Annotated in this window: 18 protein-coding genes; 2 read left to right on the top strand and 16 right to left on the bottom strand. The window is 63.0% G+C overall.

Annotation, left to right across the window (positions count from 1 at the left end; translation table 11 throughout):
• Positions 1-5: 5 nt before the first annotated feature.
• The 7 genes from AC1RT2_RS00675 to AC1RT2_RS00645 all read right to left on the bottom strand — a co-directional run bounded on the left by AC1RT2_RS00675 (position 6) and on the right by AC1RT2_RS00645 (position 12,601).
• Entirely contained in the window at positions 6-6,722 is a 6,717-nt protein-coding gene (locus AC1RT2_RS00675; protein ID WP_493098516.1) for a hypothetical protein, read from the bottom strand.
• A 464-nt stretch (positions 6,723-7,186) separates the two neighbouring features.
• Positions 7,187-7,909: an aspartate/glutamate racemase family protein gene (locus AC1RT2_RS00670; RefSeq protein ID WP_069062905.1), complete on the bottom strand. Its 723-nt coding sequence runs from the start codon at positions 7,907-7,909 to the stop codon at positions 7,187-7,189.
• 1 nt (position 7,910) lies between these two features.
• On the bottom strand, positions 7,911-8,633 hold the full coding sequence (locus tag AC1RT2_RS00665; RefSeq protein ID WP_493098514.1) for an ABC transporter ATP-binding protein: 723 nt from the start codon (positions 8,631-8,633) through the stop codon (positions 7,911-7,913).
• A 3-nt stretch (positions 8,634-8,636) separates the two neighbouring features.
• Positions 8,637-9,419, bottom strand: coding sequence for an ABC transporter ATP-binding protein (locus AC1RT2_RS00660; RefSeq protein ID WP_069062907.1), 783 nt, complete (start codon positions 9,417-9,419; stop codon positions 8,637-8,639).
• On the bottom strand, positions 9,416-10,387 hold the full coding sequence (locus AC1RT2_RS00655) for a branched-chain amino acid ABC transporter permease (protein ID WP_069062908.1): 972 nt from the start codon (positions 10,385-10,387) through the stop codon (positions 9,416-9,418). Before AC1RT2_RS00655 ends, AC1RT2_RS00660 begins: the two co-directional genes overlap by 4 nt.
• A gap of 4 nt (positions 10,388-10,391) precedes the next feature.
• Positions 10,392-11,261: a branched-chain amino acid ABC transporter permease gene (locus AC1RT2_RS00650; protein ID WP_069062909.1), complete on the bottom strand. Its 870-nt coding sequence runs from the start codon at positions 11,259-11,261 to the stop codon at positions 10,392-10,394.
• Positions 11,262-11,413: 152 nt separating this feature from the next.
• Positions 11,414-12,601 (bottom strand): ABC transporter substrate-binding protein, encoded by a 1,188-nt coding sequence (locus tag AC1RT2_RS00645; RefSeq protein ID WP_493098510.1) that lies wholly within the window; start codon positions 12,599-12,601, stop codon positions 11,414-11,416.
• Between the two features lie 222 nt (positions 12,602-12,823).
• Between AC1RT2_RS00645 and AC1RT2_RS00640 the strand changes: the two genes are divergently transcribed.
• Complete coding sequence (locus AC1RT2_RS00640) at positions 12,824-13,528, top strand: GntR family transcriptional regulator (protein WP_493098508.1); 705 nt, start codon at positions 12,824-12,826, stop codon at positions 13,526-13,528.
• A 6-nt stretch (positions 13,529-13,534) separates the two neighbouring features.
• On the opposite strand, the gene nadE is transcribed toward AC1RT2_RS00640, so the two are convergent.
• The 6 genes from nadE to AC1RT2_RS00610 all read right to left on the bottom strand — a co-directional run bounded on the left by nadE (position 13,535) and on the right by AC1RT2_RS00610 (position 20,358).
• Entirely contained in the window at positions 13,535-14,521 is a 987-nt protein-coding gene (gene nadE, locus AC1RT2_RS00635; RefSeq protein ID WP_493098506.1) for an NAD(+) synthase, read from the bottom strand.
• Positions 14,518-16,038, bottom strand: a complete 1,521-nt coding sequence (locus AC1RT2_RS00630) for a class I adenylate-forming enzyme family protein (RefSeq protein ID WP_493098504.1) — start codon at positions 16,036-16,038, stop codon at positions 14,518-14,520. Before AC1RT2_RS00630 ends, nadE begins: the two co-directional genes overlap by 4 nt.
• Before the next feature lie 14 nt (positions 16,039-16,052).
• Positions 16,053-16,307 (bottom strand): acyl carrier protein, encoded by a 255-nt coding sequence (locus tag AC1RT2_RS00625; protein WP_069062915.1) that lies wholly within the window; start codon positions 16,305-16,307, stop codon positions 16,053-16,055.
• Complete coding sequence (asnB, locus tag AC1RT2_RS00620) at positions 16,304-18,265, bottom strand: asparagine synthase (glutamine-hydrolyzing) (RefSeq protein ID WP_493098502.1); 1,962 nt, start codon at positions 18,263-18,265, stop codon at positions 16,304-16,306. The genes AC1RT2_RS00625 and asnB overlap by 4 nt, the downstream gene beginning before the upstream one ends.
• Before the next feature lie 7 nt (positions 18,266-18,272).
• A complete protein-coding gene (locus AC1RT2_RS00615) occupies positions 18,273-19,379 on the bottom strand; it encodes a hypothetical protein (protein WP_493098500.1) in 1,107 nt (368 codons plus the stop codon).
• Between the two features lie 193 nt (positions 19,380-19,572).
• Complete coding sequence (locus AC1RT2_RS00610) at positions 19,573-20,358, bottom strand: MauE/DoxX family redox-associated membrane protein (RefSeq protein ID WP_493098498.1); 786 nt, start codon at positions 20,356-20,358, stop codon at positions 19,573-19,575.
• Between the two features lie 51 nt (positions 20,359-20,409).
• Here AC1RT2_RS00610 and AC1RT2_RS00605 point away from each other — a divergent pair, with 51 nt between their 5' ends.
• Positions 20,410-20,814 carry a MerR family transcriptional regulator gene (locus AC1RT2_RS00605; RefSeq protein ID WP_493098495.1) on the top strand — a complete coding sequence of 135 codons (405 nt, stop codon included), beginning with the start codon at positions 20,410-20,412 and terminating at the stop codon, positions 20,812-20,814.
• A gap of 30 nt (positions 20,815-20,844) precedes the next feature.
• On the opposite strand, the gene AC1RT2_RS00600 is transcribed toward AC1RT2_RS00605, so the two are convergent.
• The 3 genes from AC1RT2_RS00600 to AC1RT2_RS00590 form a co-directional block, all read right to left on the bottom strand.
• Complete coding sequence (locus AC1RT2_RS00600; protein WP_493098493.1) at positions 20,845-21,936, bottom strand: DUF2793 domain-containing protein; 1,092 nt, start codon at positions 21,934-21,936, stop codon at positions 20,845-20,847.
• 440 nt (positions 21,937-22,376) lie between these two features.
• Positions 22,377-22,796 (bottom strand): cyclic nucleotide-binding domain-containing protein, encoded by a 420-nt coding sequence (locus AC1RT2_RS00595; protein ID WP_069062921.1) that lies wholly within the window; start codon positions 22,794-22,796, stop codon positions 22,377-22,379.
• Between the two features lie 46 nt (positions 22,797-22,842).
• The gene (locus AC1RT2_RS00590; protein ID WP_069062922.1) at positions 22,843-25,554 is read right to left on the bottom strand and encodes an ABC transporter transmembrane domain-containing protein; all 2,712 of its coding nucleotides are present in this window, start codon (positions 25,552-25,554) and stop codon (positions 22,843-22,845) included.
• Between the last annotated feature and the right edge of the window lie 82 nt (positions 25,555-25,636).

Raw genomic sequence — 25,636 nt, 5'->3', positions numbered from 1 at the left:
CCGGATTACACCGTCAGCGATGACAGGAGATCCGAAAGGTCGTCATCCCCCATATAGGCCATGGCGGATGCGCCGCCCGCGCCGGGCAATGCATTGACCTGCGACGATGTCATGGAGGCGAGCTGGCCGGGCGTAAAGGCCTGCGCCTGCTCGGGGCTGAGGCCTGCAAGAGCTGCCGTGCTGAGGCCGGAGATCGCGCCCGATGTCAGCGAGATGAGATCCTCCACCGAGAAGCTTGCGAGGTCGTCGGGGCCGAGCGCCGCAGCCTGGGTTGCCGTGAGCGCGCCAACCTGCGTTGGCGAGAGCGCTGCGATTTGCGATGAGCCAAGGGCTGCCATCTGGCCGTAGGTGAGAGATGCGACCTGGCCCGTCGACAGCGCGGCGATCGCGTCGGACGAGAGCGTGCCGATGGCCGTCGATGAAAGCCCCTTGATGGCCGAGGAGCTGATGGCGCCGAGTTCCTCGATCGAAATGGTCGCCATATGCGCGGCCGTCAATCCCGAGATGCCGGACGGGCTGAGCGCGGCGATCTGCTCGGTGCTGAAGGCTTCCAGCTGCTCGACGGTGAGGGCTGCAACCTGGTTGCTGCTCAGGCCTGCGATACCGCCGGTGCCGAGCGCGCCGATTTCGGCTTCCGACAGGGTCGCAAGATAGCTGGCCGGCAGGCCGCGGATGGCGCTGGAGCTGATCGCTGCCAGTTTTTCGAACGTGAACGTATCGAGAGCCTGCGTCGACAAACCGGCAAGCGCGGAGGAACTCAGGGCGCCGATCTGTGCGGCCGAGAGAGCCTCGACCTGCTCGAGATTAAGGCCCGAGACCTGGCTGCTGGTGAGGCCGGCGACGGCGCTCGCGCTCAGGGCAGCGATCTGCTGGGGCGTGAGGGCGGCGACGTCCTGCGCATCCAGGGCCGAAACCTGTCGTGAGCTGAGCGCACTGATCTGGGCGGTGGAGAGTGCCGCGACCTGCTGTGAGCTCAGGGCCGAAACCTGCGCTGTCGTGAGGCCTGCGACGCCGCTGCTGCTGAGCGCCGCGATCTGGTCAGCCGAAAGTCCGGCAATAACCGAGACGGAAAGGCCGGAGATAGCAAGCGAACTGATTGCCGAGAGTTCGGGCAGCGAGAAGCGTGCGAAATCTTCCGCCGTCAGCGCCGCCAGCTGCTTGGCACTCATTGATCCGATCTGCGTACTGGTCAGCGCCTCGACCTGATCGGCATTGAGCGCCGCGATCTGATCGCTGGAAAGCCCCGATACGCCTTCGGCACTGAGCGCCGCAATCTGCGCCGTCGTCAACGTGGCGATCGTCGCTGCCGACAGGCCCGCGATGCCGCGGGAACTGATCGCAGCGAGGTCGGCGATCGAGAACCGTTCGAGATCATCCACGCCGAAGGCTGCGATCTGCCGTGAACCCAGGGCGCCGACCTGCGTGCTGGTCAGGGCTTCCGCCTGGTCGGGGCTGAGCGCCGCGATCTGGTCGGTGCTGAGGGACGCAATGGCGCCCGAACCCAGGGCCGCAATCTGAGCGAGCGAGAGGGCCGCGATGTCGGCCGTGCTGAGCGCGCCGACCTGCGTGGAGCCGAAGGCGGCAAGCTGGGCCGTCGTCAGTGCTTCCAGCTGTGTGGCGCTCAGGGCATTCACCTGCGCGCTTGTCAGGCCGGCGACATTGATGGCGGCGATCTGCGCCGTGGTGAGGGAGGCGATGGTCGCCGTCGAAAGACCGGCGACGGCACTCGACGTGATGGCGCCCATTTCACGGGCGGTGAAGGTTTCCAGATTGGCGACGCTGAAGGCGGAAATCTGCGACGAATTCAGGGCCGCGACCTGCGTGCTGGTCAGCGCTTCGGCCTGCGACAACGAGAGGGCGGCGATCTGACTGGACGTAAGGCCGGCAACGCCAGTCGCGCTCATCGCAGCGATCTGGTTCGGCGAGAGCGCTGCAATGTCCTCTGTCCCGAGCGCCGCGATCTGTCGCGATCCGAGCGCTGCGATCTGCGCCGTCGTCAGGGCAGAAACCTGATCCGTAGTGAGCGCCGCGATCTGGCTGCTCGTCATGCCGGAAAGGCCGGCCGGGCCGATCGCTGCGATCTGGCTCGTGGTAAGCGAGGCGAGCGTGGCGGTGGACAGGCCGGCCATGGCGCTGGCGCTGATCGCGCCCATGTCCGAAACCGAGAAGGTGTCGAGCTGGTCCGAATTGAGCGCCGCGATCTGTCGGGAGCTCAGGGCAGCGACCTGGCTGCTGGTGAGGGCTTCGGCCTGCGCGGTGCTGAGGGCGATGATCTGGTCCGTCGTCAGGCCGGAAATAGCGGCCGTGCTGAGGGCCGCAATCTGCGCGGTCGTAAGCGAGGCGATGTAGGACGGCCCGAGGATGGCAATCTGTCGGGCATCGAGTGCACGGACCTGCGCCGGCGTCAGCGCGTCGAGCTGGTCGCTGCTGAGGGCCTTGATCTGCTTCGTCTCGAGCGCGCCGATCGCGGATGTGCTCAGCGCTGCCACCTGTGTGCTGGAGAGCGAGGCGATGGCCGCTGTGGAGAGGCCTGCAATCGCGCCGGCATTGATGGAGGCGATTTCCCTGGTCGAGAACGTCGCGATATCATCGGCGCCGAAGGCTGCCAGTTGCTCGGAATTGAGCGCGGCGATCTGGCTGCTGGTGAGGGCTTCGGCTTGGGCGGTGCCGAGGGCTGCGATTTGCCTGGTGGTGAGCCCGCTGATGCCGCCGGTGCTGAGGGCGGCGATCTGCGCTGCCGAGAGCGCGGCGACAGAGCCCGTGGACAGGCCGCCGATCGCGTCGGAAGTAATAGCCGCGAGATCCTTTGTGGAGAAGGTTGCGATGTCCTCCGGGCTGAGGGCTGCAAGCTGCGTCGAGTCGAGGGCGGCGACCTGGTTGGAGGTCAGGGCTTCCGCCTGCGCGGTGCTCAAGGCCTGCAATTGCCGGGCTGTCATGGCGGCGATCGCGGATCCGCTGAGGGCCGCGATCTGGGCGGTCGAGAGCGAGGCGATGGTTGCCGTCGAAAGGCCGGCGATCGCGCTTGCGCTGATCATCGCGATGTCCTTCGTTGAGAAGGTCGCTATGTCGTCCGTGCCCAGTTCATGCAGCTGCTCGGAGGTGAGAGAGCCGACCTGGGTGCTGGTGAGCGCTTCCACCTGGCTGGTGCTGAGCACTGCCAACTGCTGCGACGTAAGGCCGGCGATGCTGGCTGCGTTGAGTGCCGCGATTTGCGCGATGGAAAGCGCGGCGATCTTGTCCGTTCCGAAGGCTTCGATCTGCGCCGAGGTGAGGGCCGACATCTGCCGGCTGGTGAGGGCGCCGATCTGGTTGAGGCCAAGCGCTTCGATCTGGTCGTCGGTCAAGCCGGAAATGCCGGATGCGCTGAGGGCGGCGATCTGCGTCGTCGAGAACGACGCGAGGTCACTTTCACTGAGAGCCGCGACCTGACTGGAACCCAGCGCCCCGAGCTGAGCCGTCGTGAACGCGGAAATCTGGTCGGCGGAGAGGGCCCGGACCTGGCCGGTGGTGAGACCTGCAATGGTAGTAGAGCTGAGGCTGGCGATCTGAGCGGTGGAAAGGGCCTGGATATCGTCTTCCAGCGCCGCGATCTGCGTTGGCGTGAGGGCCTTCAGCTGGGCGGTGGAAAGCTGGCCGACCTGCGCGGAGCTCAGCGCCTCGATCTGTGCGGTCGTGAAGCCGGAAAGCGCGGCGCTGCTGATTGCGGCGAGCTGCGCCGATGACAGCGAGGTCACGGTTTCGAGGCCAAGCCCGACGATGGCCTTGTTGGTGAGGGCGGCGATCTGGGCCGAGGAGAGCGCTGCAATGTCGCCCGGTTCGAGTGCGGCAACCTGGGTGGCCGTGAGCGCACCGACCTGGCTGGTAGTCAGGGCGGCTATCTGCGCAGTCGACAGAGCTTCGATCTGGGCGGCGGTCATGCCGGCGAGTGCATTACGGCTGAGCGCGGCCGCCTGCGCAGTGGACAGCCGCGACACAGCCGCCTCGTCGAGGCCGGCAATGGCCTTGTTGGTGATGGCGGCGATATCCTCGGTCGAGAAGGTGGCGATGTCGCTTGCGTCGAGCGTCGCAAGTTGCGTCGAGCTGAGAGCCTTGACCTGAGCCGGTGTCAGCGCCTTGATCTGCGCCGTGCTCAACGCATCGATCTGGTCGATCGTCAGCCCGGCGATCGCACTGCTGCTGAGGGCGGCGATCTGATCGGTGGTGAGTGAGGCGAAGAAGTCCGGGTCCATGCTGGCCAGTTGCTTGGACTGGAGAGCACCGATCTGGAGCGCCGAGAGTGCGGCGATCTGCCCGCTCTTCAGGGATGCGAAGGCATCGCTGCTCAGGCCGGGAATGGCCTTGTGGCTGATGGCTGCGATATCTGCGGTGGAGAAGGTGGCAAGGCCCGCTACGCCGATCGCGCCGAGCTGAGCGGAACTCAAGACTTTCACCTGCGCAGGCGTCATCGCCTCGATCTGGTCTGCGTCGAGCGCGGCGAACTGCTTGGTCGTGAGGCTCGCAATGGCGCCGGTGCTGAGGGCCGCGATCTGGTCGGTGGACAATGCGGCGATAGCTGCGGTGCCGAGAGCCCCTAGGGCCTTGCCGTCGATCGCGGCGATCTGTGTCGGCGTCAGTGCGGCGAGGCCCTGCTCGTCCAGCGACGAAATCTGGGCTGCGCTCATGACGCGGATCTGCAACGGCGTGAACGCTTCGATCTGGTCGGCATCGAAAACGGCCATCTGCGTGATGGTGAGGCTGGCAATGGCGGCGGTGCTGAATGCGGCGACCTGGTCGGCGGACAGCGCTGCGATGGCGCTCGTGCTGAGGCCTGCGACCGCCCGGTTGCTGAGTGCTGCAATGTCGGCGGTGGAGAAGGTGGCAAGGCTGTCCGGTTCGATGGCCGAAAGCTGGGAGATGGTCATGTAGCGGATTTGCGCCGGCGTCAGCGCCTCGACCTGCTCGACGCTGAGGGCGGCGATATGCCAGGGCTTGAGCACGCCGATCTGGCTGGGCGTCAGGGCCGCGATCTGCTCGGTGGTGAAAGCGGCGATGGCCGCGGAGTTCAGGCCCGAAATGGCGTTGACCGGAATTGCGGCAATCTCGTCGCCGGAAAAGGCTTCGAATGCATAGCGATCGAAGGCCGCAACCTGGGTTTCGCTGAACGCCTTGATCTGCGTAATCGTGAAGGCCTCGACCTGATCGGCATTGAGAACGCTGACCTGGCTGGCCGTCAGGCCGGGAATTGCCCTGGCATTGAGTGCCGTGATCTGGGCGGGCGTGAGCCCGGCAATGGCGCTGGTGCTGAGGCCGGCGACAGCGCTGGCGCTGAGCGCGGCGATATCCAGCGTAGAGAATGTCGAGATGGTGTCGCCGTCGAGGACGGCGAGTTGCGCGCCACTCAGCACCTTGACCTGCGAAGGCGAGAACGCCTCGACCTGATCCATGCTCATGGCGCCGATCTGGGCCGTTGTCAGGCCTGCAACAGCGGCGCTGCTCAGGGCGGTGACCTGCTGGGTCGACAGGGCGCTGATGCCGGCCGTACCGAGGGCGGCGATCTGCCATGGTTCGAGCGCATTGATCTGGCTGGTGTTCAGCGCCTCGATCTGGTCGGGCAAAAGCGCTGCCATCGCGCCGGTGCCAAAGCCCTTGAGCGCCTTGGCGGTGATGGCGGCGATATTTTCCTCGGAAAAAGCTGCAATGTCGCGCGAATCCATGACGGCGAACTGTGCTGCGGTCATCGCGCGGATCTGCGCGGTCGTCAGCCCCTCGATCTGTCCCGGACCGAAGGCCGTGATCTGGGCGGTCGTCAGTGCGGCGATGGTCTTCGGGCTGAGGGCGGTGATCTGGTCGGCCGACAGTGCGGCGATTGCCGCGGTCCCGAGACCCGGCAAGGCCTTGCCACTGATCGCGGCGATGTCGCCCGTCGAGAAGGTGGCGATGTCGTCGGCTCCCATGGCCGCGAGCTGCTGCGCCGTGACAACCTTGATCTGGTTGGGTGACAGAGCCTCGATCTGGTCGCTGCTCATCGCGCTGATCTGGGTCGCCGTCAGGCCGGTGATCGCGCTGGTGCTGAGTGCGGGAATTTGCGCCGTGGTGAAGGCGGCGATGGCGTCCGTGCTGAGCGCGGCGATCTGTGCCGGCTTGAGCATTGCGACCTGCGCCGTCGTCATGCCGGCAATCTGCTCGGGCGTCAGCGAGGTGGCCTGCGGCAGCGTGAAACCGGCAATGGCGAGGCTGTTCAGCGCCCCGATCTGGTCGGGTGACAGCGCCCTGATGGCCGCCGTGCTCAGGGTCTGAACGGCCTTGTAGCTGATCGCGGCCATATCCGCGGTCGAAAACGTCGCCAGTTCGTCCGGAGAGATGGCAGCAAGCTGGGCGGCGCTCAAAACCATGACCTGGGACGAGGTGAGCGCCTCGACCTGTTCCTCATTCAGAGCACCGATCTGCCCGGCCGTGAGGCCACCGATCTGGTTCTGGGTGAGGCTTTCGATGGCGAACTTGTCGAGGGCGCCGAGCTGGTCGAGCGACAGGCCGATGACGGCGTGCTGCGAAATGGCGCTCAACTGCTTCGTGCTGAGGGTCTCGATATCCTCGACTTCGAGTGCGGCGACCTGCTTGGAGGAGAAGGCAGCGAGCTGGCCGGTGGAAAGCGCGGCGACATCTTTCGTCGTCCAGTCTGCGATCGCCGCCGTGGAAAGCTGCTTGATCTGGCTGATGCTCAAGGAGGAAACGACAGACGTCATATGGCAAATCCCTAATGAAAGATCGCAGTGCCTCCCGCAAAATCCGGCTCCATTTGGCAGCCGCGCGCAGCGCACAGGCCGGATGTCTCCACAATCCGGCAATACATCGATACGAAAGGGGGCTTGCCTGAAGCTGAAGTTTCGGGTGCGGAGAGTATAGCGGGCGGCCTTGAAACCCTGGTTTTCCAGAGTTTTCTGTGCCGCGGGCTACAGGACGCCCGATCTCCGCCCGAGCGGGGCATCACGATCCGAAAGCTGTTCGCAACAGAATCGGTGGATACGCCGAATCGATAGATCCAGATTCGAAACGCGCGCCGGCGCTGGTGATCGGCCGGCCCGTTTTGCTGACGATGGAAGCCAGATACGGCGGCTATTCTGACGCGATATGGCAAGTGACAGCCGAGGCGGCGCGACCAGATGCCCGCCGGCACTGGCCGCTTTCCTTGTCGCTTCGGTGCGGAGCCTTAACTCGCGGAGCGGAAGGCGCCGTCGATTTTGCTCGCTGGTGGCGGGGCGTAGCCGCCGAGGCGGGAGGTGCGGATGCTGAGGCCGGCCATGGCTTCAGCAAGTTTTACCGCGCAGGAGACGCCGTCGAGCACGGGCAGGCCGTGTTCTGCGGAAAGGTCGGCGGCGAGGCTTGCCATTCCGGCGCAGCCGAGCACGATCGCCTCAGCCCGGTCCTCGCTGATCGCAAGGCCGATCTCGCCGCTGATCTTCTGGCGGGCGTTGGAGCCCGGTTGTTCCAGTTCCAGCACGGCCACTTCCGAAGAACGCACGCGGGCGCAGCGGGTATCGAGACCGTAGCGGGCAAGATTGTGTTCCAGCGCCGGAACCGAGCGCGCAAGCGTCGTCACCACTGAGAACTTGTTCGAGATCATCGAAGCGAAGTGATAGGCGGCCTCGCCGATGCCGATCACCGGCTTGTCGGTGAGGCAGCGGGCGGCGTCGAGGCCGGTGTCGTCGAAACAGGCGATGACGACGGCGTCGCAATCCGGGTTGCGGCGGATGGTGTCGAGCAGTCCGGCGAGGCTCATCGCCTCGTCGAAAAAGCCCTCGATGGAGACCGGCCCATGCACGGGGTTGATCGCCGTGATTTCGGTTCCGGGAGAGGCGGCGGCGCGCGCCGCCTTGCCGATGTGTTCCGTCATCGATGCGGTGGTGTTGGGGTTGATGACGAGGATTTTCATGTCAGAGTTCGCCTCCGAGGTAGGCAGCTTTGATGCGGTCGTCGTTCATCAGGTCTTTTGAGTTGCCTGAAAGTGCGATCGACCCGGTGGAAAGCGCATAAGCGCGGTTGGAGATGGAGAGCGCCATGCGGCTGTTCTGCTCGACGAGGAGGATGGAAACCTTCTCGTCGCGGCTGATGGCGACGATGGCACGTGCGATGTCCTGCACCAGTTTTGGCGCGATGCCGAGGGAAGGCTCGTCCAGCAACAGGAGTTTTGGTCGGGCCATGAGGGCACGGCCGATCACCATCATCTGTTGTTCGCCACCGGACATGGTGTTCGCCTGCTGGTGATAGCGCTCGCGCAGGCGTGGAAAGCGTGTCAGCACGCTTTCCAGCGTCTTTTCGATCTCCGCCTTGTCGGTTCGGGTGAAGGCCCCCATCAGGAGATTGTCCTTCACCGACATCAGCGGGAAGGCGCGCCGTCCCTCCGGCACCATGGAGATACCCTTGCGCACGACGTCGGCGGCGGATGTGCCGTCGAGCCGCTGGCCCTCATAGTGGATCTGGCCGGACTTGATGGGCCGAAGCCCGGTGATCGCCCTGAGGATGGAGGACTTGCCCGCGCCGTTCGCGCCGATCAGCGCGACGGTTTCGCCTTCCGCCACATCGATCGAGACACCTTTCAGCGCATAGATGTGATCGTAGTACAGCTCGACATTTTCAACGCTCAATATTTTTGTCATGGCTTACATCCCGATCGCAGCATCTTCGGAGCCGAGATAGGCTTCGATGACCTTCTCGTTCTCGCGGATTTCCTGGGGTGTGCCCTCGGCCAGTTTCTGGCCGAAGTTGATGCACACGATGCGGTCGCTGATCTTCATCACCGCAGGCATGTCGTGTTCCACGAGCAGCACGGTGACGCCGCGTTCGTCACGAAGCCGGCGGACAAGGCCCACCATCTTCATCGTCTCGTCGTGGTTCATGCCGGCGAAGGGCTCGTCGAGCAGGATGACCTTGGGGTCGGTGGCAAGCCCGATGGCCATGCCCAGCGCACGCAGATGCCCCTGCGGCAGGTTCGAGGCGAGTTCGTTGCGAATCGCCTGGAGCCCGAGAAAATCGACGATGTCGTCGGCAGAGGCCGCGAATGCCGCCTCGTCCTCCTTGGCCTGCTTGCTGCCGAGGAAGAAGCCGAAGAGGCTCGCCTTGGAGCGCAGATGGTGGGAGACGATGATGTTTTCGCGCACCGTCATGGAGCGGAAGATCGTCGTTTCCTGGAAGGTCCGCACGACGCCCATGCGGGCCACCTTGTGCGGTGCGAGGCTGGAGATGCGCTCGCCGTTGAAGAGCACTTCCCCGCTGGTTGCCGGAACGAAGGAGGAGATCAGCTTGAACAGCGTCGACTTTCCGGCACCGTTCGGGCCGATCACCGAGAGGATCTCGCCCTGTTTGACATCGAAGGAGACATCGTTCACCGCCGTCAGGCCGCCGTAGCGTTTGGTGATGTTCTTGATTTGCAGGATAGGGGTCATGCGCGGCTCTCCTTCTTGTCGAGAAGGCTCAGGACACCGTTCGGCAGGACCAGCATGAGCAGGATCATGATGCCGGAGTAGATGAGGAGCTGATATTCCCGGGCGATCGACAGCAGATCCCAGCCGAAATAGAGCAGGAGCGTGCCGAGCATCGGGCCGAAGACGTAGCCGAGCCCGCCAAGGAAGCAGTAGAGCATGAAGTTCACGCTGTCTGCGACAACGAAGGAGGACGGATAGATTGACTGCGCGATGGAGGCGAACATGGCGCCCGCGATGCCGCCGAAGAACGAGGAAATCGCATAGGCGAGCAGCCGGAGGTAGACGGTATTGACACCGATCGAGGCCGAAAGCTCCTCGTTCTGCTGGAGGCTGCGGCAGAGATGCCCGAGCCGCGAATTCACGATGCGCCAGAGCACCAGATAGGTGATCACCATCAGCAGCGCGGCCATGATGTAGAAGCCGAAGCGCGGATTGCTGAGCGATCCCAGGGCCGGGATGATGGTCAGGCCGAAGATCGACAATTCACCCGGCAGCGGGATGGAGGTAATGCCCTTCGCCCCGTTGGTGATCGGTAAGGCAAGGGCAGTGAGGCGTGCCACCTCAGTCAATACCAGCGTCACCATGGCGAAATAGACTCCGCGGAGACGAAGGATCGGAAAGCCGATCAGGACGGAGATGAAGGCGCAGAACAGGCCTGCCAGCGGCAGCGTCAGCCAGAACGAGACGTTCGCCTGGGTGACGAGGATGGCCGAGACATAGCCGCCGATCAGCGCATAGGCGCCCTGACCGATATTGATGCGGCCGATATAGAAGGTGAGCCAGACGCCGGCTGCACCGACAGAGAGCAGCGCGACCGAGGTCAGCGTGTAGAAGAAATCCCAGCGCCCGGTCAGACTGATGAAGATCGGTACGAGCACAAAGACGGTGAGGAGGAAGGCTGCAAAGCCGAGGATTCTTGAAGTGGTCATGATCTCAACCCCACGGCTTGCCCATCAGCCCCTGCGGGCGGACGGCGAGGAAAACCATCAACGTGGCGAAGATGACGAGGTAGGTGATATCGCCATAGGCCGAAAGCACGGTCAGACCGACACTCTCCATCATGCCGAGGATGAACCCGCCGGCAATCGCGCCTGAAATCACACCGGCACCACCGATCATGATCATCAGGAAGGCCTTGACCGAGGTCGGGCCACCCATGCCGAGATTGACGCCGGTGATGGTGACGAGCAGGCCGCCGACGAGGCCCGCGAGCATCGCGCCGAGCGCGAAGCCGATCATCGAGTAGCGGGAGACATTCACGCCCATCAGCTGGGCGGCCATCTTGTCCTGGGCGAGCGCACGCATGGCGCGGCCGGTCCGGGAGTAGTTCATGAAGCCGATGAAGGCGACGATCAACAGGATGGCGAGAACGCCGATCAGGATGCGGTCATAGGGCATGATGATCCGCATGTCCCAGTTGAACACGCCGTTGACGATCTTCGGTACGCCGCGCTGCTTTTCACCGAAGAACAGCAGGATGACGGCATCGAGGAAGAAGGCGACGCCCGCCGCAAGCAGCATGGTCGATTCATCGCGTTTCGAGCGGCGCACGACCGGCGCGAAGAGGAATTTTTCGATGGCCGCGCCCATGATCGCAAGGACCACCGCCGAGGCGAAGAGGCCGACGATGAAGGGCAGGCCGAGCTGGACGACGACCGTATAGGTGACGAAGCCGCCGAAGACGTACATCTGCCCATGGGCGAAGTTCAGCACGTTCATCAGCGAGAAGATCAGCGTCAGCCCGAGGGCGATCAATGCATATTGCGCGCCGAGGTAGAGACCGTTGGCGATTATCTGTTCCATCGTGAGCCTCCAATGGAAGGTTCAGGCAAAGAGGGACCCGGCCGGAACTGCACGCGCGGTCCGGATCCCGTTCTCTTAAGTGGCCGCGCAATTCCGGATGGAAAACCGCTTCACACTTTTCCTGGAATTGCCCCAGGGTGCCTAGGCTCGGATCAGTCGACCTGGCCGACGAACAGCGTCTCGAACTTGCCGCCCTTGTACTCGTTTACGACGAGCGGAACGGAGATCTGCCGCTTCTGGCCGAAGGAGGTCATGCCGACATATTTCAGCTTGGCGTCGCCCTTCATGAAGGGGTTGGCGGCCTCGAACGTGTCCATCGTCTTCTTGAATTCATCGACGTTGTCGATGGCGGCGGGGTTCGCCTTCAGCGTTTCGAGGATATATTCGAGTGCGTATACCTTGGTGTTCGACTCGTCATTGTATTCGCCGAACATCTTCGTGTAGCGCGTGACGAATTCCGTCATCGTGTCGCTGGCAAGCTCAGGAGTAGACGCGCCACCGACGGAAATGAAGCCATCCGCGAGTTCGCCGGCACCTTCCTGCAGAACGCTCGCATCCTGCCCGGTTTCCGTCGAGATGAGGCCGGTATAGCCGAGTTCACGCGCCGAGCGGATGAGCTGCGGAGCACTGGCCGGCGAGACGCCGGAGAGCACGAGCAGGTCGGGCGAAGCCTGGATGACGGGCAGCAGAACCGGGGTGAAGTCGGTCGTGTCCACCTGGTAGGTCACGTTTCCGGAGACGACTTCCAGTTCCAGCGCCTCGGCGGCGGCAATGCCGGATTCACGCTGGCTCAGCGGGTCGGATTCGTTGGCCGCAACGAAGGCCACCTTCTTCACGCCCTTGGTTTCCTTCAGGTACTTGTAGATGGCAGGACCCGACTGATAGTTCGCAACCATGCCGAGGATCGCGTTCGATGCCGGCGCGGTGAAGAGTTCCTTCGGGAAAGCATAGGGGAAATACATGATGCCGTTCTGCTCTGCGACCGGGCGCACGGCGGCAGCGCCGTCATCGACATTCGGGCCGACGACGTAGTGCACGCCGTCCTGCGACATCTTCTCCATGCCGGCGATGGCCCGCTTGGGGTCCTTCTGGTCGTCGAAGGGTACGATCTCGATGGTGTAGGTCTTGTCGCCGATCTTGACGCCGCCCAGCTCGTTCAGCCAAGCCGCACGGGCTTCCATCGAACGCTGGTTCGAGACGCCCCAGGACGCAGCCGGGCCGGAGGTGACGCCGACGAAGCCGACTTTCAGAGTCGGGTTCTGCGCGTACGCCATAAGCGGCATGGACAGCACGGTGGCTGCGGCGAGGGCGGAAAATTTCAGGAATGTGCGCTTGTGCATGATGTTCTTCCTCTGGGCCATTGATCTATTTTCTATGGGCGAGCGGGTCGCGAGGGCGGCACGTTCGGCCTTGGCCAGGGCATTGAATGCATTGTTAACAATCTTGTCAATAGCTCGTGAACAAGGCATTGTTATTTTCGTCGACGAAATATGCGCTTGTTGGTCAACCAAATCAGACATATTTAGAGGCAGTGCAATAGAATGCGCATATGAGGAGATGCGGTGGTTGATTTGAGCAGAGGCAACGTGGTGGAGGCGGACGAAGTCGACGAGAGCGACATCGTCGAGCGCATTTTCGATGCCGTCATCGAGCAGAGATTGCCGCCGGGCACGAAGCTTTCCGAGTCGGCCCTGTGCGACGCTTTCGGGGTGGGGCGCATGCGCATCCGCCGCAGCCTGCTGTTGCTTGCCAGCCGCGAAGTCGTGGAACTCCACGCCAACCGTGGCGCCTTCGTCGCTTCACCGACGCCCGAGCAGGCCCGCGAGGTCTTCGAGGCGCGCCTGGCGCTCGAGCCGAACATTGCGCGCCTTGCCGTCCAGCGCGCCTCGGACGAGGACATAACGGCGCTGACCCGCCACCTCGAGATGGAATATGTGGCGCACAAGGAGCGCCACAGGCACGACGCGATCCGCCTTTCCGGCCAGTTCCACACCCTGCTCGCGCAGGTCGCCGGCAACGCCATCCTTATTCGCACGATGAAGGAACTGGTGACGCGCACCTCGCTGATCATTGGCCTTTTCGGCGCCGGCGTCAGCAACTGTCGCGACGACGACCATGCGGCGATCGTCGGGGCCTTTCACACGCGCGACGCAGAAAAGGCCGCCTGGATGATGACGCTGCACCTCCGGCACATTCAGGATCACCTCGAACTCGGCGCGAAGTCCACGGATTCCGTGGACCTCATGGAGCTTTTCCGTAAGCCTTGAAACGGCTTACCTCTCCGCCATGACGAGCGGCGGGCAATGCAGGTAACGGGCGACCTTGCGCTTGGCCGTGATATCGGCCCAGACCAGTTCGACATCGCCATCCTTGAGCCCGGTCGCGGCCGCAATCGTTGCCGCCGGCAGCCCGTGCTCCAGCCCGTAGAGGCAGATGTCCATCTTGGCGTAGGGCAGGGCGAAGTAGAATTCTTCCTGCGTCTGCGGCAGTGAATAGGTGTCGGTGGTCGGCGGGCGGGAGAGGATTTCGGCCGGCACGCCGAGATGGGCGGCGAGCTGGTAAACCTGTGATTTGTAGAGATGGGCGATCGGCTTGATGTCGGCGGCACCATCGCCGTTCTTCACGAAGAAACCCTGGTCGTATTCCAGTAGGTTCGGGGTGCCGATGACGGCAAAGTTCAGCCGGTCGGCGTGGTAGTATTCGAGCTGCTTGCGGGTGCGCTGCTTCATGTTCGTCGCCGCGACGATGCCGAGATAGGCGTTTGCGGACAGCCGCACCTTGCGCATCTCACCGTCCGGCGCACGCACGACGAGCGAGGAAATATTGTAGCCACCGGTCGTCATCGGGTTGTCGAAGACGATTTTTGAGCCCCAGCCGGCGCCGAACTCCGGCACGGCCTCGCGGATGAAGGCGTCGCGGCGCTCATAGCAGCCCATGGCGGCGAGCGACGGGCCGATATCCTCGACGACGCTCTCGATGCCAAAGGTTTCCGCCACGCTGCGCCCGAGACGCAGGCTTTCCGGGTCGGAATCATTCTCCGGCATGAACAGGGCAAACACGTTTTTAGCACCGAGCGCCCGCACGGCGAGCGCCGCGCAGAGGCTGGAATCAATGCCACCGGAAATGCCGAGCACGAGGCCACGCTTGCGCAGGCCGGTGCGCAGCTCCTCGCGCATCCAGCGAGTAATACGCTCTACTTCCGCGGCAGCGTCGAGCACGAGCGGAGCGAAGGCTGGCGTGTGGGTCTTCGGCGTGGTCATGCGGTTGATCCTGTGGTGTTGGCGGGTTCGGCGGCGAGGCGGCGGATGGCCTTGCCGGAATCAGTCTTGGGCAAAGCGTCCCGGAACTCGACGAGCTTCGGGACCATGTGGTCTTCGAGGTTTCGGGCACAGAAGCGCATGACATCCCGCTCGGTCAGCGCGGCGTCGGTGGCAACGACGACGGCTTTCACGACCTGCCCGAGCACATCATGCGGCACACCGACGACAAGCGCTTCCGCTATGCCCGGCATACGGCAGAGCACGTCCTCGACGGCCTTCGGCGCGACCTTCTCGCCGCGCGACTTGATGATGTCGTCCAGACGGGCGACGAAGGTGAGATAGCCATCCGCATCCGCTGTGAAAAGATCGCCGGTGTGTAGCCGCAGGGCGCCGGTGCGCGGATCCGGCCGCAGCGATTGGCGCGTCGCAGCCTCGTTTTGCCAGTAGCCGCGCATGACATGCGGCCCGCTGATCACCAGTTCGCCAACCACCCCGGGGGGCAGCGGGTCGCCCGCTTCATCGATGACTTCGGTATGGGTTCCCGGAATGGCGATGCCGACGGAGCCGCGCCGGGTGTCGATCTCTTCCGGCGGCAGCCAGCTGACGCGGGTGCATTCGGTCTGGCCGTACATGATGTAGAGGCGGGCCTGCGGCAGGAAGGCGCGCAGTCCTTCGACATGGGCAAGCGGCAGCGGCGCGGCCGCGCTCGTCACGTAGCGCAGGCTAATAAAATAAGACGGGTCGAGTTCCCGGGCCTGCAGCATCATCGCGGCCATGGTCGGCACCAGCGGGAAGCCGGTTACGCGCTCGTCGCGGATCTTCTCGAAGATCGCTTGCGGGAAGGCGAACGACTTTTCGATGACCAGCGTCGCGCCGATGCGCATCGCGGTCACGAGTTGGGTGAGACCATAGCCGAAGGACAGGGGAAGCACGACGAGGATGACGTCGGAGGCGGTGTTTTCGAGATAGCTGATGATCGACCGGGCGGCCGCGTCCATGTTCTCATGGGCAAGCATCACGCCCTTGGGCTCGCCCGTCGATCCCGACGTATAAATCAGCGCGGCGAGATCGGTGTCCGGGTGTGTTTCGAGGGCGAGCGGATACGCTTCAAGCCCGGTATCGAAACTGCCTCCATCGCCTGTGACGAGGCGCGGTATATCTGCGAGATTCGGCACTCCCTGGACAATGGGCTCCAACCGTCCTTCGACAATCAGCACTGCAGGACGGCAGTCCCGCGCAATCTGCGCGAGGCGGGCAGTTTTGCTGGCAGGATTGACGGGGCAGATCACTGCGCCGGCGATCCATGTGGCGAAAATCGTGACAGCCGCCTGCCAGCCATTGTCGAGCAGGATGAGGACGCGGTCGCCGAGACCGATGCCGTTCGCGCGGAGTGTCGCGGCCATGCGGGAAGAAAGATCGAGAAAACGTGCGTAGCTCAGCCGCGTCTCCCCCGCGACGATCGCCGTCCGGGCGCCATCGCGGGCTGCGCTGTCTTGAAGATACCGCTCGATCCGCATGATCGTTTCCGCCGTCAGGCCGCCTGCTTGCGGGCGATGAAGCCGGCAATCCGGTCGATCGTATCGAGGTTAGCCGGAACGATATCGGCGTCGGCCACCCGAATGGCAAAACGCTCTTCGAGGAAGCCGACGAGTTCGAGAATGCCCGTCGAGTCGATCAGGTCATTGTCGATCAGCGACAGGTCTGCCGGCAGCGGATGGCTGTCGTCTCCGAAAAGAAAATTCTCCACCACGAAGGCGCGGATGGCGGTTCTGGTTTCGTCGGTCATTCTTGGTGTATCCCGATCCTCGGTGCGGTTTGTGATGATTGCGCAGCGTCCAGACCGCGCAGCAGTTCGGTCGACAGCACGCCGATGAAGGCCGCGTTGTCGCGAAATCCGGTGACGTGTCCCTTAAGGACTTTTTCCTTCAACTTGCCCACTGCCGGAGCATTGAACAATCCGCTTTGCGCCAGCCGCGCCGGCGACAGCACGGCGTCTAGATAGGCCGGCGCGTGAGGCGCGGCAAAACTCTCGCTATCAGGCGCGCGGTAGGGCTGCTTCGGCCGATCGATGATCTCGGCCGGCACGAGACCGCGGGCGGCTTGCTTGAGGATGTGCTTTTCCTTCAGGCCGAGCAGCTTCGTCTCCGGGGAGAGGCTCGCGGCAAAGCCAACCACGCGGTGATCGAGGAAGGGGAAACGCCCTTCCACGGCATTCGCCATCATCACCCTGTCGCCCTGGCTGGAGAGGATGTAGCCGGGCAGCAGAAAGGCCGTTTCGAGATATTGCGCCTGATGCAGCGGGTGCCAGCGACCGAAATCGGCCGGCAGCTGGGCTGCCAGGTCCGCCGCCGCATCGTAGTCGCCGATCGCCTGCTTGAGGTCGGCGGAGAAGAAGAGTTTGGCGGCCGATGTCGAGCGGAAGCGCGGGCGATGCGAATAGAGCGGATCGTCCAGCGCCTCGGACCCGAAGGAAAAGAAGCGCGCGAGATAATCCGGCGATTGCTGCTTGAGGCCGGGCAGATAGGGGTAAAGCCGCTGGAAGAGGCGCGGGCGCCGGTTGGAGTCCGGCTGGCGGCCGCAGAAGCGCCGGACCCGCGCCTCGCGGAACAGGTCATAGCCAGCGAAAATCTCGTCCGCGCCTTCGCCGGTCAGCACGACCTTCATGCCCTGATCGCGCACGCGCCCGGCGAGCACGTGAAGCGGGACAGGCGCGGTGCGCAGGATCGGGCGTTCGATATGGCGCATCACCTCCGGCAGCCGTTCGGCGATTGCCGCGGTGGAGCACTCGACGCTGTCGGAAGCGGTGCCGAGTGTCGCCGCCATTTGGCGCTGCCAGGCGCTTTCATCGTGTTCTTCGCTGCGGAACGTCAGCGAAAATGTCCTGAGTTCCCGTGTGACGGTGCGGGCGGCAAGCGCCGAGATCAGCGAAGAGTCGAGGCCACCGGAGAGATAGGCGCCGACCGGGACGTCGGCGCGCAGGCGGATGCGGGTTGCGTCCGTCAGGAGCGCCCGCAGTTCTTCTGCCTGCGCCTCCGGCGGGCCGGAAGGTGCTGCGTCGCCGCGATCCGGGAAAGAGAGCTGCCACCAGGGGCGGATCGTCCTCTGGCCGTCTCGAAGCGTCATCACATGGCCGGGCGGAAGTTCGTGGATGCCACGGAAGGCCGTGCGCGGCGGGATCGGGCACCAGAGCGTAAAGACCTGCTCGAGCGCCAGCGGGTCGATTTCGGCGGCGAAGCCGGGCAGGGCCAGCAGTGCCTTGATCTCCGAGGCGAAAAACAGCGCGCCCTCATACTCGGTGTAGAAGAGCGGACGCACCCCCATGCGGTCGCGGGCGAGCACAAGCGTCCGCTGTCGCGCATCGTGGATGGCAAAGGCGAAATCGCCGTTGAAATCCTCAAGGCAGTCGAGGCCCTTCCGCTCGTAGGCGGCGAGCAGCACCTCGGTATCCGAGGTTGTGCGGAAGCGTTGGCCACGGCTTTTCAGGTCGTCGCGCAGTTCGACATAGTTGAAGATTTCGCCGTTGAAGGAGACCGCGAGAGCATCATCCTCAGTCGCCATCGGCTGGGCGCCGTCCGCAAGGCCGACGATGGAAAGGCGGGTATGGGCAAGGCCGGTATCGCCGCGGACCAGAATGCCTTCGCCATCCGGGCCGCGATGCCGCAGTGCCGCGACCATAAGACGAAGGTATTCAGCCGCCCGGTCCGGCGCGATGTTTCCCCCATGATAGCCCGCTATCCCGCACATGATGAGCCTATCCGAACCGGTCGCCGATGAGGCGGGTCCAACCTTCGCCGGCAAGGCCGTTGAGGAAGGCATGCCCGTTCGTCATGGCGGCGAGTAGATCAGGGTTTCGGGAATGCACGACAGTCGAGGACGCGTGCAGGAAGGAGCATTTCTTGCCGATCATGGCGTTGAGCAGGACCGGCTGCGTGCGGCCGCGCATCGCCACCAAGCCGCGTTCATGGGCATTCCGCAACAGGCAGTCGATGACGACCGATTCCTGCCCGGCTGTGGCCAGAATCTGCACCGTGCGGCCGATGCCGCCGGGATTGCCGTAATAGAGATAGAGGCCGATCGCCTTGCCGGACCGGGACTTGACGGCATGCTGGACGCGCTCGCCATGCAGGGCCTTGCGCTTGGCATGTTGCAGCATCGCCGTCAGCGTCGACTGGTCCCAGGCAGGATGGAGGGGAAATTGCGTCACGAAGCTCTGGCAGAGGGCCGCAAACTCCTCGTCGTCGACCGGAACGTCTGCGAATGCGTCAGCCTTGCCGGCAAGTGGCGTATAGGAGATCCATGCTGATTTTCCGCGACGCCTGACCAGCGCGTCAGCCGCTTTCGCCACTGGCGAGAGCAGCCTGAGAGCGGACATTCGTCCGGCCGCGGCTTCCAGCGCGAAGGCGGCCGGCCGCAGGACACGCAGCCATTCGAGACTGTAGGGGCCGAGCACGGTGGCGCGCATGCTGCGCCACATATCGGTCGAAACATCGTTCGACGTTTCGGTAAAGGAGAAATCCTGCGGCCCGGAGAGCACGTCGCGCAGCAGGCGCGCACCGGCAAAGGGGTCGCTCTCGCGATCGTCGCAAGCGAAGGTGCCGCAATTCGCAGCCCGCACGGCGCGGCCCTCGAATTCCATCCGCACCGGCAGGACGCCGAGAAAGCCGGAAACGCTGCCGTCATCGCGCATATGGACGCGTGAGCGTATGTCGGGGTCGCGATCGGTGAAATCCAGGAAGAGCGCGCGCAGATAGGTTTTCAGGTCGTCGCCCGCCGGCTGCGCGCTCTTGCGCAGAAGCCGCTGGAAGAGATCCGCGACCGCATCGACATCTCCGACCTCAAATGAACGTACGCTCGGCATCGCGACCTACTCGGACCCTGTCCCCATTGCGGTTCTCCGGCGAACCACAGCCGCCCAGACTTGCTTACGCGACGACCATGAAAAAAAGGTCAAGAAATGGGTTTGCCGGGTGGAGCACGTTTCGCGTTTTGATGGAAAACCGCAATGCAGCAGGTGGCGCGCGGCATTTTGGGGCCGCGCGCCGCCTGGTACGTTACATTGCGTGGGGTGTCGTGTATCCCAGCGCTGCCGCAGCCATCCAGACCGCCATAGCGATCATCATCAGGTTTTCCGTCAGCGAGATGAAGCCGAGGGGAACATTGCTCGATCCGCCCACGCAGGCGCATTTCAGCTCCCGCCGGTCGATATAGACCGCCTTAAACACCGAGACGGCCCCGATGGTGCCGATGAAGAGGGCGGTCGGGATCGACAGCCAGTTGAGGGCGCCGGCCACCATCAGTACCCCGGCGAGGCCCTCGGCATAGGGGTAGATATAGCTGTAGGGCACCCAGCGTTTCGCGAGCAGGTCGTAGTTCAGGAACATGGTCGCGAAGCTCTCGACATTCTGTAGCTTCAGCATGGCAAGCACGACCATCGAGAAGGCGATGAACCACTCCGCCGCCTTCAGCGTGAAGGGCGTGCCGCTCACCGCAAAACTCGCCGCCATGGCCATCAACGCTGTCAGCGTGAACAGCACGATCACCGGCCGATAGCTGGTCGCCTTCGGGTCGGCGACGGGTTTGCCGAGGAAACGGCGAAGATCGTCGTAGCCGCCGATGCGTTTGCCGTCGATAAAGACCTGCGGCGTGGTCGCCACCTCATGCTTGGCCTTGAAGGCGTCGGTCTCCTCGCGCGTCGTCAGGTGACGGTCGTCGACCACATAGCCCGAGCGGCGCAGAAGATCCTTCGCCTTGAGGCCATAGGGGCAGGTGTGGCCTGGCATCACCATGCGGTAGAGGATGGCCTTGCGGTCTGAATCCGGATTGATCCTGTCCAACATCTCACGTCTCCTGTCTTGTGAAATCATTGGCAGGACTATAAGTTCCGTACCATGGTACGGAGTCAACACCCTCAAGACCTCACGATCGGAAAACTTGCGGCGGCGACCAATGTCGGTGTCGAGACGGTGCGCTTCTACCAGCGCCGCGGCCTGCTTTCGACGCCGAAGCGCCTCGACGGCTTCCGTCATTACGGCGAGGCGGATGTCAGTCGCCTCCGCTTCATCCGGCAAGCCCAGACGGCCGGTTTCACGCTGGAAGAAATCCGCCAGCTGCTGACCCTCGATTCCGGCGAAGACCGCGCCGCCGTGCGCGAGATGGCGAACAAGCGCCTTGCCGAGTTGGATGCCCGGATGAAAGAGCTTGAGAAGGCCCGGGCTTCGCTCCAAACGCTGGTTTCGGAATGCGCGGTCGGCAAGACTGGGCCGTGTCCGATCTTGAAGTCCTTTGCTTCGTAGAGGATGGAAGCCCGCGCGCGGAGCGGAATGTCAGACTCCCGCGATGCTCATCCAGGCCGTGCCATTCCAGAATTGCAGCTGGTGCAGGGTCATATTGTAGACGACCAGCCCCTCCGCCGGCGAGGCGATCGCGTTGCGTTGCGTCGTCGTCATACGGGGCGGCAGGAAGCCACGGGTCGTGCTGGTCATGTCGACCAATGCGGATGCGTTCGGTGCGGTGATGCCGATGCCGATCTGGCCAGTCGTCGCGATGCGGAAGGATTCGACCGTATCATTGACCTTGAACACCAGCGGATGATTGCTCTTCGACGCCAGCATCACATTGTTCGTGAAGGTGCCCATCACGAAGCGGACATTGTTCGTCGTGTCTTGCCCTCGGAAATAGGCAGCCCCCGCACCGGCCACACCGATCGTCTTGTCGTAGTTGAGAAGGCTGTCGGTCGCGCCGGGCTGGCCGACGGTCAGGAGGTAGCGGATGTCCGTCGCGTTGACACCGAAAAAACCATCGGATGCCTTCAGATAAAGCGGAGTTTTCCAGGTGCTGCCGTCGGCGGAGACCTTTACCGAGAAATCGTCATTGCCGGCGAGGCCCATTTCCGCCCGACCGGACCAGTTGGTCTGGAACAACAGGGAGGCCGTGTTTGCGGCTGCCGCCTTGTTGACCTTGATCTGGTGACCCGCACCGGCATGGGTAAACAGGCTTGCGGTTGCGGCAACGGCAAGGCGGTTGACGGTATCGGCGTCCGTCTCGATGCCAAGCAGGGTGAGTCGCTCCGGTGGCGGCGCTGCCTTGATCCAGTTGCTGTCGTGGAAGACATAGATGGCCTCGCCGGTGGCGTCCCACAGCGTCCAGCCCGGCTGCGGCGGAAAAAACACCCAGATGCCATCCTGAAAGGCGGCGATCTTGTTCGCATGGGAGATGAAGGCGCCCGTCGGCGCGCTACCGACCACGTGACGTTCACCCTCCACCGGCGCACCGGGCGGCGTATTGCTGCCAACGCCGCTCACGCGAATGTGGAGCACGGCATCGAGGATGCTCAGGGTCTCGTTGTGGGTGACGTGTTTCTGCGCCTGCGCCGGCATGATGTAGGGGAGTTTGAGGAGGTCGGTCTGTTCACTCACGGTCGGGCTCCTGTCCGGATGGAAACCCAGTATGAGGCGGGCCGGCGGAGCGGGGACAAAAACGGCCGCGCTCAGCGCAGAACCAGGCGATTCAGCCGAAAACCATCCACCTACGCCCCCGTCATGCGAGGCGGCGGAGCGCTAGCTCGACACCGTTGGCGCCGCACGTTTAAATTCGTTGGGATGGCCGCAGCTCACCCCGTGTCGCCCGTCGTTTGCGACGGTCATCACAGGCCTGTGATGAATTCCTGATTCTGGTTGAACGGAAGGACGGTCTTATTCCCTTGTTTTTGCCGCATTTTGCCAGCAAATGATTCTGCGTCGCTGCACGGTGCTTCGCCGATTGGAGCGCAGGAAACAAATGCAAAAAGCCTCGAGTGCGCGCACACCCGAGGCTAGCAGGATGACGGAAGCCCGTCGGAAAAGCTGCAGAAATGGCCTTAGTGGGCCATTGCAAGACGTTGACCAACCACGCGCATGGTTTCGGCCATGCTGTGCGGGCAAGTCGACAGAACCTTCAGGAAGCAGTCCTTGCTGATACGAAGGGCTTCGACGGCAGTGGATGCCTTGACGGTGGCATTGCGTGGCGTACCGCAGAGAATGGCGATTTCGCCGACGACCGAGCAACAGCCTTCGGAGGCGATCTTCTGTTCGCCAGCAGGGCTAGCCCTGTATATGTCGACGACGCCGGAAAGCACGACATAGGCTGCATCGCCTTCATCGCCCTCATGGAAGAGTTCCTGGCCTTCACGGTAGCTGACCCGGTTCGAGGCGAAGGCAAGCAATTTCAGCTTGCCCGCATCGATCCCTGAGAAGAGCGGAACACGTCGTAACATCTGTACTTCGTCGTTCAAGATCATAACAGTCAACCGCCTCGATTTCGGCTATCTGATCACGTCACACCAGTCATGCTATCAACTGCTTATATACCGTACCGCTTTCGACAATCGTCTCGTAGGTGCCGTCTTCCACCAAACTTCCGCCATCAAAAGCAAGCACCCTTTTAAAGTGTCTTGCAAGCGGGGTATTTGATAAAACCCAGACTACAGCCGGATTATCACCGCTCTTGGCCAGGAACGCAAGGGCCGCCTCCACGATATGCTCCTGGAGGTGGTGGTCCACGCCTGAAAACGCGCGGTTGAAGATGTAATAGTCCGACCGGCGGATAAGGGCGCGGGCAAGGCCGAGCTTCAGGCGTTGCAGGTTGTTCATTCTTCGCCCGCCGGCACCGATATTCGACTCAAGCCCCAACGCCATCAACGCCCGGTAGAGCTCCGGTCGATTGGCCAGCAACTCGCCGCCAATCTCCCTGAGCTTCGAAATGGCATCGCTGAAGCGATGATTGAGCTTGCCGAACACGATATTGTCCACCAGCGTTCCTGATGTCAGATAGGCATTCGGATTGTAACGTTCAATATACCCGAGAAGTTCCGACGGCAGGTTCGCGTGGAACTGGTGGCGCACCTCGACGATCTTGCGCATCAGCTTTTCGTCGAGCACCCCGAAGCGGTGTCGCGGCTCGATATAGAAGAAGCTGAGGCGGATGAGCGCGATCCTTTCTTCTTCGCTCGGTGCGGCATGATGCCGCAGTTTTTGCAGAAGATGTTGATAAGTCGGAATCTCTTCCGGCCGCATGAAAGTGAGCTGTTCGAAGAACGGGTGGTCGGGCGGCAGGTCCTTGAAGAGTTCCACCGTGCTTTCGGCGATTCCCTTGCCCATCTCGAAGAGCGCCTGACCAAGGCCGCTTTCGCGCATGATGTTGCGGAAGTAGGCCGTCTTGACGATTGCCTTGGTGGAGGCCTTCGGATCAGGCATCATACCGAAGAACAGGTTTTCAGCGACCGGCGCCTCGGTGTTGTATTCGTTGTCTTCGAAGGGCACGACGAGATTGTTGAGATCGCGGCGGTTCAACTCCTCACGCAGGTCACGGCGCATCTCGACGATCTGGGCGGCGAGCTCCGGATCGTGATCGTCCCCGAGCGAGGAATGAAGCGCAAGCTGCAACACGTCGTCGGAAAGCTCGACCACGTCCAGCACCGCCACCATGGCGCCGAAGAGCCCGTCCTCGCCGTGGGCGTGGAGTGTGCTCACATCGATCCAGTTGCTGTTGAGGTCGAAATCCGGGTTGCCGGAACGGCGTGCTTCGGTGATGTCCCATTTGCGCTTGTCGGCGGCAGGGCCCTTGTAGCTCACCGGTTCGATGGGGGCGTGCTTGAGGCCGTAGAGCAGGTTGTCCTTCAGGCTCCCGTGGAAGAAGTAGGCCTCGGGCGAGGCATAGGAAATCCGTCGGCCGGTGATGGATTCCGGTAGCGCGAAGAGGTCGTCGTCGCCGGCCGTCACCTTGCCGCCGGCGGGCCAGGTGACGCGGGCAAGCGCTTCGGCCAGGCGATCGCCTCCGCTGGCGGCGGCGCCGATGATGGCGACCGTTTCACCGGGTTGAATCTTTACCGTCACATGCTCGAGCACCCGGCCGCCGATATCATCGTCGATCAGCAGATTGGTGGTGCAGAGTGGGCCGAGCAACGCCGCCGCGCTCGCGCTGTTTATGGCCTGGATTTCCGGGTCGATCAGTTGGTCGGATTCAAACTGTTCGACGACCTGCTCATATTTCACCTGCACGTCCTGGCGCACGAGTTCCCAGTCGATCAGCTCCTTCAACGGGCCTGGCAGCTCCTTGTAGGCATTGATGACGGCCACGAGCTGGCCGACGTCGAGCTTGCCGACGATCGTGAGGTAGCCACCGATGCAATAGAAGAGGAACGGGGTAAGCTGGGCGAGAAAATTGTTCAGGAATTTGACCAGGAATTTCCACTGGTAGATGTCGTAGCGAATGCGGAAGATGCGCCCGAGGCGCTCGGCGATATCGGCGCGTTCGTAGTTCGAGGTGTCGTAGGCGTGGATCGTGTCGATGCCATCGACGATCTCGGCGACACGTCCGGCAAGCTGGCGGGCGGTGATCTGCCGCTCGCGACCAAGCTCGATCAGGCGCCGGCGCATGCGCGGGATGATGCCGACCTGGACCATCGCCATGGCGAACGCGATGAAGCCCAGCCAGAAATGCTGGATGAAGATGAAGATCAACGCTGTCAGTGCCTGGCCGCCGAGCAGGGCGGGCTGAACGAAGGCGTCCGCCGTGAAGCCGCCGAGCGGTTCCACCTCGTCCTTGATCATCGAGGAGACTTCGCCGGCCTTGACGTGCTTGAAATATTTTGGCGGGAACCGGAGGATCCGGTCGACGAGTTGATACCGGATGCGCCGCAGGAGCCGCTCACCGAGGCGGCCTTTGTAGGTGTTGATAAAATACTTGAACAGCCCGTTGATGATCACCAGCACGAGGAACATCAGGCTGAGCGCGAGGAGCGACGGCATGCGCTCCAGCGGCAGGCCGGAATAAAGCTCGACATGCCCCCAGAACGGCAGGTCGAAGCTGATCGGCATGAAGATCTGCGTATCGCCAGGCTTTTCGAAGCCGCTTCCCTGGATAGGTCCGTTGACGATCTGTTTGGGCAGGTCGAACGCGAGGTAATAGGGAATCATGGACAGGCCGACGATCAGCAGAATCCAGAGCTGCTGCGGCCTTGTATGGTCCCAAATATACCGGGCGAGACTTTTTTCCATCGACGACTTCTATGCGCGAGAAAGGTCGCTGTCCTATGTGAAGATTATAAGACAGGGGCAATACCGCAAGAACTAGGAAGCC

The sequence above is a fragment of the Shinella sp. GW821-FHT11G07 genome (assembly GCF_058808115.1).
The sequence above is the reverse complement of the archived record's forward strand: the minus strand, read 5'-3'. Positions and strand labels throughout refer to the sequence as shown.

Excerpts from the sequence above, each read along its gene's own strand:
- AC1RT2_RS00675 (WP_493098516.1), bottom strand. The coding sequence starts at position 6,722 with ATGACGTCTGTCGTTTCCTCCTTGAGCATCAGCCAGATCAAGCAGCTT.
- AC1RT2_RS00670 (WP_069062905.1), bottom strand. The coding sequence starts at position 7,909 with ATGAAAATCCTCGTCATCAACCCCAACACCACCGCATCGATGACGGAA.
- AC1RT2_RS00665 (WP_493098514.1), bottom strand. The coding sequence starts at position 8,633 with ATGACAAAAATATTGAGCGTTGAAAATGTCGAGCTGTACTACGATCAC.
- AC1RT2_RS00660 (WP_069062907.1), bottom strand. The coding sequence starts at position 9,419 with ATGACCCCTATCCTGCAAATCAAGAACATCACCAAACGCTACGGCGGC.
- AC1RT2_RS00655 (WP_069062908.1), bottom strand. The coding sequence starts at position 10,387 with ATGACCACTTCAAGAATCCTCGGCTTTGCAGCCTTCCTCCTCACCGTC.
- AC1RT2_RS00650 (WP_069062909.1), bottom strand. The coding sequence starts at position 11,261 with ATGGAACAGATAATCGCCAACGGTCTCTACCTCGGCGCGCAATATGCA.
- AC1RT2_RS00645 (WP_493098510.1), bottom strand. The coding sequence starts at position 12,601 with ATGCACAAGCGCACATTCCTGAAATTTTCCGCCCTCGCCGCAGCCACC.
- nadE (WP_493098506.1), bottom strand. The coding sequence starts at position 14,521 with ATGACCACGCCGAAGACCCACACGCCAGCCTTCGCTCCGCTCGTGCTC.
- AC1RT2_RS00630 (WP_493098504.1), bottom strand. The coding sequence starts at position 16,038 with ATGCGGATCGAGCGGTATCTTCAAGACAGCGCAGCCCGCGATGGCGCC.
- AC1RT2_RS00625 (WP_069062915.1), bottom strand. The coding sequence starts at position 16,307 with ATGACCGACGAAACCAGAACCGCCATCCGCGCCTTCGTGGTGGAGAAT.
- asnB (WP_493098502.1), bottom strand. The coding sequence starts at position 18,265 with ATGTGCGGGATAGCGGGCTATCATGGGGGAAACATCGCGCCGGACCGG.
- AC1RT2_RS00615 (WP_493098500.1), bottom strand. The coding sequence starts at position 19,379 with ATGCCGAGCGTACGTTCATTTGAGGTCGGAGATGTCGATGCGGTCGCG.
- AC1RT2_RS00610 (WP_493098498.1), bottom strand. The coding sequence starts at position 20,358 with ATGTTGGACAGGATCAATCCGGATTCAGACCGCAAGGCCATCCTCTAC.
- AC1RT2_RS00605 (WP_493098495.1), top strand. The coding sequence starts at position 20,410 with ATGGTACGGAGTCAACACCCTCAAGACCTCACGATCGGAAAACTTGCG.
- AC1RT2_RS00595 (WP_069062921.1), bottom strand. The coding sequence starts at position 22,796 with ATGATCTTGAACGACGAAGTACAGATGTTACGACGTGTTCCGCTCTTC.
- AC1RT2_RS00590 (WP_069062922.1), bottom strand. The coding sequence starts at position 25,554 with ATGGAAAAAAGTCTCGCCCGGTATATTTGGGACCATACAAGGCCGCAG.